The 251-nt window shown below is 62.5% G+C and carries 1 protein-coding gene; it reads right to left on the bottom strand.

Annotated features, from left to right (window positions below; all coding sequences use genetic code 11):
• Positions 1-251: DUF5801 repeats-in-toxin domain-containing protein (locus NZK81_RS21835; RefSeq protein ID WP_260048005.1), on the bottom strand; the 251-nt coding region annotated here is incomplete at both ends.

Genomic DNA, 251 nt, shown 5'->3' with positions numbered 1-251 from the left:
TCCTGATCGCCATCGGCATCGGTAACCGTCTGGACGACCTTGAGGTCCGCCGCATTGGCCAGCGTCAGGCCCTCGCTGTCATCGTCGCTCGCCGTGCTGCCGTGCCAGATGTTGTTGCTCTGGGCAAAGGTGACCACGCCTGTCGTCTGGTTGATGCTGATCGTGAAATAGGTCGTGCCGCCGTAGGAGCCGGTGACGGTATTGCCTGACTGGTTGAGCACGATCTCGTTGCCCATCGCCCCGCCGACACC

The sequence above is a fragment of the Novosphingobium mangrovisedimenti genome (genome assembly GCF_025153475.1).
Lineage (GTDB): Bacteria > Pseudomonadota > Alphaproteobacteria > Sphingomonadales > Sphingomonadaceae > Novosphingobium > Novosphingobium mangrovi_A.
Note: the sequence above shows the minus strand (reverse complement) of the source record. Positions and strands in the feature narration are given on the sequence as shown.